The organism is Streptomyces milbemycinicus (assembly GCF_002154605.1).
In the GTDB taxonomy this organism is placed as follows: Bacteria; Actinomycetota; Actinomycetes; order Streptomycetales; family Streptomycetaceae; genus Streptomyces; species Streptomyces milbemycinicus.
Window position 1 is genome coordinate 1 of the sequence record NZ_MUNE01000122.1, and the last position, 7,820, is coordinate 7,820.

At 71.0% G+C, this 7,820-nt stretch carries 8 protein-coding genes; 5 read left to right on the forward strand and 3 right to left on the reverse strand.

The features are described from left to right. From CCN51_RS10670 to CCN51_RS10685, 4 genes are all read left to right on the forward strand, one after another. Nucleotides 1-866, forward strand: an 866-nt coding sequence (locus CCN51_RS10670; RefSeq protein WP_086859484.1) for a glycosyltransferase, incomplete at its 5' end; no start/stop codon positions are given. Then, the gene (locus CCN51_RS10675) at nucleotides 863-1,741 is read left to right on the forward strand and encodes a hypothetical protein (RefSeq protein ID WP_014180820.1); all 879 of its coding nucleotides are present in this window, start codon (nucleotides 863-865) and stop codon (nucleotides 1,739-1,741) included. The genes CCN51_RS10670 and CCN51_RS10675, both read left to right, overlap by 4 nt. Before the next feature lie 124 nt (nucleotides 1,742-1,865). Beyond that, nucleotides 1,866-2,039, forward strand: coding sequence for a hypothetical protein (locus CCN51_RS10680; RefSeq protein ID WP_014180821.1), 174 nt, complete (start codon nucleotides 1,866-1,868; stop codon nucleotides 2,037-2,039). Between the two features lie 80 nt (nucleotides 2,040-2,119). After that, nucleotides 2,120-3,079 carry a helix-turn-helix transcriptional regulator gene (locus CCN51_RS10685; protein WP_043492116.1) on the forward strand — a complete coding sequence of 320 codons (960 nt, stop codon included), beginning with the start codon at nucleotides 2,120-2,122 and terminating at the stop codon, nucleotides 3,077-3,079. On the opposite strand, the gene ctaD is transcribed toward CCN51_RS10685, so the two are convergent. Then, nucleotides 3,048-4,781 carry an aa3-type cytochrome oxidase subunit I gene (gene ctaD, locus CCN51_RS10690; RefSeq protein ID WP_014180823.1) on the reverse strand — a complete coding sequence of 578 codons (1,734 nt, stop codon included), beginning with the start codon at nucleotides 4,779-4,781 and terminating at the stop codon, nucleotides 3,048-3,050. The two genes, CCN51_RS10685 and ctaD, sit on opposite strands and share 32 nt — an antisense overlap. A gap of 509 nt (nucleotides 4,782-5,290) precedes the next feature. Here ctaD and CCN51_RS10695 point away from each other — a divergent pair. Continuing rightward, complete coding sequence (locus CCN51_RS10695) at nucleotides 5,291-5,506, forward strand: hypothetical protein (RefSeq protein ID WP_014180824.1); 216 nt, start codon at nucleotides 5,291-5,293, stop codon at nucleotides 5,504-5,506. Between the two features lie 184 nt (nucleotides 5,507-5,690). Here the strand turns inward: CCN51_RS10695 and CCN51_RS10700 are convergent, their stop codons facing one another. Continuing rightward, nucleotides 5,691-6,734 (reverse strand): phosphatase PAP2 family protein, encoded by a 1,044-nt coding sequence (locus CCN51_RS10700; protein WP_014180825.1) that lies wholly within the window; start codon nucleotides 6,732-6,734, stop codon nucleotides 5,691-5,693. A 275-nt stretch (nucleotides 6,735-7,009) separates the two neighbouring features. Continuing rightward, nucleotides 7,010-7,820 (reverse strand): hypothetical protein (locus CCN51_RS10705; RefSeq protein WP_086859486.1); only part of this gene is annotated, 811 nt, incomplete at its 5' end.

A 7,820-nucleotide genomic window follows, 5' to 3' on the forward strand; every position in this document is an offset into this window, starting at 1 on the left:
GCGGGCCCGTGCGCGTCGGTCAGGAGCATCTGACCCTGAGCACCCACTCCAAGGCGCTGAAGCGGACGCTGCGCGGGGTGTACCCGCGGCTGGACGCGGTCACCACCGTCACCCAGGCGGACGCCGAGACGTACCGGGACCAGATGCGGCTGCCGGGCGTACGGCTGGAGGCGGTGCCCAACAGCGTGCCCGAACCGGGTCTTGAGCCCGCCGACGGCACCGGCAAGTGGGTCGTGGCGGCCGGCAGGCTCGCCCCGGTGAAACGCTACGACCTGCTGATACGGGCGTTCGAGAAGGTCAGCGCGGTACGCCCCGACTGGCGGCTGCGGATCTACGGCGGCGGCGACCAGCGGGGCAAGCTGCGGGCCCTGATTGACCGGCTCGGCCTCTACAACCACATCTATCTGATGGGCCCGGCCAACCCGCTGGACCCGGAGTGGGCCAAGGGCTCGATCGCCGCCGTGACCTCCAGCATGGAGTCCTTCGGGATGACCATCGTCGAGGCGATGCGCTGCGGTCTTCCCGTGGTCTCCACCGACTGCCCGCACGGGCCCGCGGAGATCATCGACGACGGCGTGGACGGCCGTCTGGTCCCCACCGGAGATGTCGACGCCATCGCCACGGCCCTCCTGGGCCTCATCAACGACGACGAACTGCGGCAGCGGATGGGCCAGGAGGCGCTGAAGCGCTCCGCCCGCTTCGACCCGTCCCAGGTGGCCGGGCGCTATGAGTCGCTTTTCGCCGACCTCATGGGGCGCGGCACCATGCGCGGCACCCTGCACCGCGCCCGCGGCACCCTCCTCAGCGGTGTGTTCGCGACGAAGGACGTGGGCCACTCGATGTTCGGAAGGGCGCGTACCGCATGAGCGATGCAAGCACGGCCGCCGAGTTCGCCCCGCCGCGCGCCGACTGCGTGGCGGACTCCGCCGGCGGGCTCACCTTCCAGATCGCGGATTGGGTCCGTCCCGGGCTGGACGGCGGCCCGGACGCCGCGCTGGTGCTGGTGCGCCGGGGCGCGGACCCCGGCCCCGAGGGCGAGGTGCGGCTGCCGCTGGCGCCCACCGAGGACGGCAGGCTGCAGGCCGCGCTGCCGAGCACGGTGCCGCTGCGCGAGGGGCGCTGGGAGGTCCATATGGCCCGCGGCGAGGCCGAAACGCAGCGGCTCGCGCCGGGGCTGAACGATCTGCGCTCGCTCGTCGACCGCAAACCGGGCCCCAGCACCTCGCCGCTGGCCGTCCGCATCCCGTACCCGACCAAGCACGGCAACCTCTCGCTGCGCAGCTGGCGCCGCGCCCCGCACGCCGAGGCGGGGGAGCTCCGCGCCGAGGGCGGCGGGCTGGCGGTGCGCGGCCGGCTGTACCGGGTGGAGCACCCGGCCGAGTGGCTGGCCGGTGCGGTCGCCGAGGCCCGCTTCCGGTCCGAGCCTTCGCGGGTGTGGACGGGGCGACTGGAGATCAACGGCGGCAACGGCGCGGACGGCGCGGAGTTCTCCTTCGCGCTGCCGCTCGCGGAGTTGGCGGACGGCTGGAAGGGCGGCGAGGAGGCGTGGGACCTGTGGCTGCGCCCGGCCGACCCGGACGCCGCCCCGGCGCGGCTGGCGCGGATCCTGGACGACGTGCCGGACAAGAAGGAGATCTTCACCTACCCGGCACAGCCCATCGCCGCTCCGCACGGCGCCGCGAAGGCCGGTCCGTACTACACCGTCAACAACGATCTGGCGGTGCGCGTCGAGAGCGCCTAGCGAGCGCGGGGTCCTTACGGGCGGGCCGGTATTAATCTGGGCATAAGGTGCGCATAAGGAGTGTGCGCCAGGGGTGTGCATCAGGGTGTACACCAGGGGAACTCGCACCGCGGAGGTGTGAACGATGATGCCTGTCCTTCTGGTCCTGCTTCTCGCGGTGGTCCTGTTCGGAGTCGGATTCGTCGTCCAAGCGCTGTGGTGGATCGCCCTCGCGGTCCTGGTGGTCTGGCTGCTCGGCTTTGTGTTCCACCGCACCGGGGCGGCCGGCGGACACCGGACGCACTGGTATCGCTGGTGAGCGGTGACGGCAGCGGCTGACGCCGCCAACCCAGCCACCGAGGACAACAGCTGTCCTCGGTGGCTGGCACACTCGGCGCCATGTTGGAGACCTCCGCACGCCTGCTCCGCCTGCTCTCCCTGCTGCAGGCCCACCGCGAGTGGTCCGGCGGCGAGCTCGCCGACCGCCTCGGGGTGACCACGCGCACTGTGCGCCGCGATATCGACCGGCTGCGCGAACTCGGCTATCCCGTGCACTCCAGCCCCGGGACGGCCGGTGGCTATCAGCTCGGCCCGGGCGCCCAGCTGCCGCCGCTGCTGCTCGACGACGAGGAGGCGGTGGCGGTCGCGGTCGGGCTGCGCCAGGCGGCGGGCGGCGGGGTGGAGGGCATCGAGGAGACGTCGGTGCGCGCGCTCGCCAAGCTGGAACAGGTGCTGCCGGACCGGCTGCGCCGCCGGGTGAGCGCGCTGAGCGCCTTCACCGTGCCCATGGTGGGCGGATTCCAGGGCCCCACGGTCGACCCGGAGGTGCTGACCGAGCTGGCGAACGCCTGTCGGGACTGCCGTCAGCTGCGCTTCGAGTACCGCGCCCACGGCGGCGCCGTCAGCCGCCGCACCGCCGAGCCGCACCGGCTGGTGGCCGCGCAGCGCCACTGGTACCTCGTCGCCTGGGATCTGGACCGGGGCGACTGGCGTACGTTCCGGGCCGACCGCATCACCCCGACGCCGCCGCACGGCCCGCGCTTCGCCCCGCGCCGGCCGCCCGCCGAGGACCTGGCCGCGTATGTCCGCGAGGGCGTGTCCACCACCGTGTACGCCGCGAAGGCCACCGTACTGCTGCGGGTGTCCGCCGAGCGCGCGGCCGAGCGGGTCCCGCCGGCGGCCGGGGTGCTGGAGCCGGTCGACGAGCACAGCTGTCTGCTGCACACCGGCGCCGGGAGCCTGGACGTCATGGTGGTCCATATCGCCCTGATGGGGGTGGACTTCGAGGTGCGGGAGCCGCCCGAGCTGAACGATCACATCCGGGAGCTCAGGGACCGTCTGACCCGGGCCCTGAACTGATCGGGCCGTGCCCCGGGCCGATCGGGCCCCGCGGCCCCGGCCCCCGCTCCGCCTCCGCGGCCGGGGCGAACCGTGGGTGGTGCAGATCGAAGGCGGGGGACTCGGAGCGGATCCGCGGCAGGGCGAGGAAGTTGTGCCGGGGCGGCGGACAGGAGGTCGCCCACTCCAGGGAGCGGCCGAACCCCCAGGGGTCGTCGACCGTCACCTCGGCGCCGTGCTTGCTGGTCTTCCAGACGTTGTAGAGGAACGGCAGCGTGGACATGCCCAGCAGGAAGGAGCCGATGGAGGAGACGGTGTTGAGGGCGGTGAAGCCGTCGGCCGCCAGATAGTCGGCGTAGCGGCGCGGCATGCCCTCGGCACCCAGCCAGTGCTGCACCAGGAAGGTGGTGTGGAAGCCGACGAACAGCGTCCAGAAGTGGATCCGGGCGAGCCGTTCGTCGAGCAGTTTGCCGGTGAACTTCGGCCACCAGAAGTAGAAACCCGCGAACGTCGCGAAGGTCACCGTCCCGAAGACGACGTAGTGGAAGTGGCCCACCACGAAGTAGGAGTCGGTGACGTGGAAGTCCATCGGTGGCGACGCCAGGATCACCCCGGTCAGCCCCCCGAACAGAAAGCTGACGAGAAAGCCGACCGCCCACAGCATCGGCGATTCGAAGGACAGCGAGCCGCCCAGCATCGTGCCGATCCAGTTGAAGAACTTCACCCCGGTCGGCACCGCGATCAAGAAGGACAGCAGCGAGAAGAACGGCAGCAGCACCGCGGCGGTCGCGAACATATGGTGCGCCCACACCATCATCGACAGCGCGGTGATGGCGATCGTCGCGCCGATCAGCGTCACATAACCGAACACCGGCTTACGGGAGAAGACCGGAATGATCTCGGTGATGATGCCGAAGAACGGCAGCGCGATGATGTACACCTCGGGGTGGCCGAAGAACCAGAACAGATGCTGCCACAGCAGCGCGCCGCCGAATCGGGCGTCGAAGACCACCGCCCCGAACCGCCGGTCCGCCTCCAGGCAGAGCAGCGCCGCCGCCAGCACCGGGAACGCCATCAGGATCATGATCGAGGTGAAGAGGGTGTTCCAGGTGAAGATCGGCATCCGGAACATCGTCATGCCCGGGGCGCGCATCGTGACGATGGTCGTCAGGAAGTTCACCGCGCCGAGGATGGTGCCGAACCCCGCCAGCGCAAGCCCCATGATCCACATATCGGCGCCCACACCGGGGGAGCGGACCGCGCTGTTGAGCGGGGCATACGCGGTCCAGCCGTAATCCGGACCGCCCCCGGGCAGCGCCAGACCGCACAGCACGATGATTCCGCCGAACAGAAAGAACCAGTACGAGAGCATGTTCAGACGCGGAAAAGCCACATCCGGCGCGCCGATCTGAAGCGGCATGATCTCGTTGGCGAACCCCGCGAAGGCCGGCGTCGCGAACAGCAGCAGCATGATCGTGCCGTGCATGGTGAACGCCTGGTTGTACGCCTCGTTCGACAACAGCTGCAGCCCGGGCCTGGCCAACTCGGCGCGCATCACCATCGCCAGCGCCCCCGCCACCAGGAAGAAGCCGAACGCGGTGATCAGATAAAGATGCCCGATCTTCTTGTGGTCCGTGGTCGTCAGCCAGTCCACCAGCACCTGGCCCACGCCCGGCACCCGCGCCGGTCCGGCAGCCGCCGCCTGTGCGGTCTCCGTCCCCATCGGCGCTCCCTTGAGGTAATTTCAGCGGGATTTGGGCTGTGGCCATGATGCGCACGACGGGCGCGCGGGCGCGAGGCTCCGCCCCTCGCATCACTCGGTCGGCGGCACCCGGGTGCCGTAGCCGGGTAGGGCGCCCGGGTACCGCCGATCGGCCGGGAATCCCGTGGTTCCCGACTCGGTCATTTTGTGGCGGAATTGTGTATTCCGTGGGCGTGGCCGGTCGATTTCCGCCGGGCTTCGGGAATTTACTCGGGAGTTGCTGTGAGCCGCTCTCCGCCAATACCGGAGCGGCGTCAATGCGAGAGATTCACCGGGGAAGCCGGCGAAAACTCGCCGTCACCTTCATGCCGTCAACACGGAACACGGACGAGTGACAGAGAAGGAAGTAAACCCGGGCGTGTTTTCTGTGACACAAGTGTGACGAGTGGGGGACGCGATACGGGTGAGCATGTGACAGCGGTCGGGGAGAGTCGGTTCCACCGCCGAGTCGCGGCGCATACGGTGGCGTCATGGCACCTGTACCGACGCCCTCCGCCGAACCCGACGACGATCTCGACAGCTATGTGGGCCTCGACGCCCGGACCGCCCAGGAGCGAGCTCGTGGGCGGGGCTGGAGCACCGTGCGCACGCTTCCGACGGGCGCGATCATCACCATGGAGTATCTGCGGGGGAGGATCAACTTCGAGGTGGCCGACGACACCGTCAAGCGCTGCTGGAAGGGGTGACGGCGGGGCGCATACGCCGAGCCGGCCGATACGGCGCGGCTGATACGGCGCGCTGATACGGCGCGGCTGATACGGCGGCGGCCCCGGACGCTCGACGGGAGCGTCCGGGGCCGTGGTGCGATCGGAGGGCGGCGGGGAGAGGCGTGCGTACCGTCCCCGCGGGCCCAGCTGCCGTACCGGCGGATCAGCCGCCGGTGCTGGCCGCGCGCCCGCGGCCGGCGGCCGGGCCCAGCGGCGCCGTGGCGCGCGGCACCCGGTCGGCGTGCGGCGGGCGGCGGCTGCCGCCAGGGGCGCCGGCCCGCTCGGCGCGGATCGGATGCGGCCGCAGCGGGTGGTGCGGCCGGGCCTCGGACGTATGCGCCGCGACACCGCTCGGCCGGCCTCCGACGCCCACCGTCTCGCGGGCCGGCAGCTCGTCGTCGTGCGCCGCCGTACGCGGGGTGGCCAGGGTCGAACCGGCCACCGGCCGCGACAGCGGCCGCGGCGCCGACGCCCGGTCCCGGTACTCGAGCACCTTGCGGTACATGGCCCGCAGCAGCACCTCGGCGCGCGCCATGGCCGGCTCCAGCCACGGCAGCGCCAGCAGCACCAGCACCCCGGCCGCCCAGCCGAGCACCACATCGCTGACCCAGTGGGTGCCGAGGTAGACGGTGGTCATGCCGACGCCGAAGGCGAAGATCGCCGCGATGACCGAGGCGATCCTGCGGGCGTGGGGAGTGGTCGCCAGATAGGCCAGCACACCCCAGGTGACCACCGCGTTCGCGGTGTGACCCGAAGGAAATATATCGCCGTTGCCCCACATCTCATTGGAGCCGACGCTGGTCGCGTAGTGCGGACCGAGCCTGCCGAGGCCGAGCTTGACGGACCCGACGGTGATGTTGAGCAGCAGCAGGGAGGTCCCCAGCACGATCAGCGGGCGCAGGGTGCGCTGCTTGTAGCAGCACCAGCCGATCCAGGCGGTCACCGCCACCGCGGTGGGGCCGCGCTGGCCCATGACCACGAAGTAGTCCAGGAAGGTGTGGATCTCCGGCCAGTGCTTGTACGGCCGGAACAGCATGACCTGCCAGTCGAGCCGCACCAGCCACGAGGTGGTGAGCACCCCGATCACGGTCGCCGCGTACACAGCGAGGGTGGACCCGAGCAGCCAGCGGCGTGTTCGGGTCATGCGCGGTCGCGCCAGATCGGTCGGGCGCCCCTTCACCTGAGGGAGCTTGTCATCGGTACGCACTCAATCGACGTTACATTGCGTGACAGGCCGCTTCGGTCGATCACGTCGCTTTGTGATGACGATGTGATGTGGAGTGTGTCTCGTCCTGGGTTTTTGAACTCGCCATTCGGGCGGAAATCCGCGGGTGATCGCGGCTTTTCCGGGAGCCGCCTTCCCGAACCGGCTCCCCGACTTCTTTATGGAATTCTTACAGGGTCGTTTATCGGCGATTAGCCGGGGCGTTCCTTGGAGTTTCCCCAGCCGTCGCCCGGCTGCCGGACCGCCCCCCGGCCCCCTCACGGCGGGCCCGTCCCGGTCAGCCAGAAGGCCCCGTACGCCGCCGAGGCGAGCCCCACCGACCCCAGGATCAGCACGGCCCTGGCCGTACGCAGACGCGCGAGGGCGGCCGCGAGCGGCAGCAGGATCGGGAAGGCGGGGAGCAGCAGCCGCGGCTTGGAGCCGAAGTAGCCCTTCGCGGTCAGCGCGAGGGCCAGCACCACCCCGGCGTACACCAGCAGCGGCAGCGGGTCGCGCCGCCGTACGCACCGGATGAACACCCAGATCAGCAGGGCCACGCCGGTCAGCATCGCCAGCCCGGCCGCAAAGCCCGGCCCCGCCAGCAGGTCCCAGGTGAAGCGCGCGAAGGCCACACCGCCGTCGAAGCCGTTCCGCCAGCCGCTCTGGACGTCGAGATAGCCGGTGACGCTGCCGGTCCGCACCCCCACCCACACCACATAGCCCAGCCAGCCGAGCGGCGCGACGGCCACGCCCAGCAGCATCCGCCGGTGCTCGCGCCCTGCGAGGCGCCCTACGAGGCGCCCTACGAGGCGCCATGCGAGGCGCCATGCGGGGCGCCACCGCCCGGCGGGCAGCAGGGAAGCGGCCGCCGTGATCCACACCGCCGCGATCACCGCCGCCCCCACCGGCCGGGTCAGCCCGGCCGCCGCCGCCAGGGACCCGGCCCACACCCATCGCCCGGTGAGCAGCGCGTACACCGCCCAGGCGGCCAGCGCGGTGAACAGCGATTCGGAGTACGCCATCGACTGGACGATGCCGACGGGCAGCACCGCCCACAGCACCACCAGCGCCGTGCCCACGCGCCGCCCG

Excerpts from the sequence above, each read along its gene's own strand:
- CCN51_RS10675 (WP_014180820.1), top strand. The coding sequence starts at position 863 with ATGAGCGATGCAAGCACGGCCGCCGAGTTCGCCCCGCCGCGCGCCGAC.
- CCN51_RS10680 (WP_014180821.1), top strand. The coding sequence starts at position 1,866 with ATGATGCCTGTCCTTCTGGTCCTGCTTCTCGCGGTGGTCCTGTTCGGA.
- CCN51_RS10685 (WP_043492116.1), top strand. The coding sequence starts at position 2,120 with ATGTTGGAGACCTCCGCACGCCTGCTCCGCCTGCTCTCCCTGCTGCAG.
- ctaD (WP_014180823.1), bottom strand. The coding sequence starts at position 4,781 with ATGGGGACGGAGACCGCACAGGCGGCGGCTGCCGGACCGGCGCGGGTG.
- CCN51_RS10695 (WP_014180824.1), top strand. The coding sequence starts at position 5,291 with ATGGCACCTGTACCGACGCCCTCCGCCGAACCCGACGACGATCTCGAC.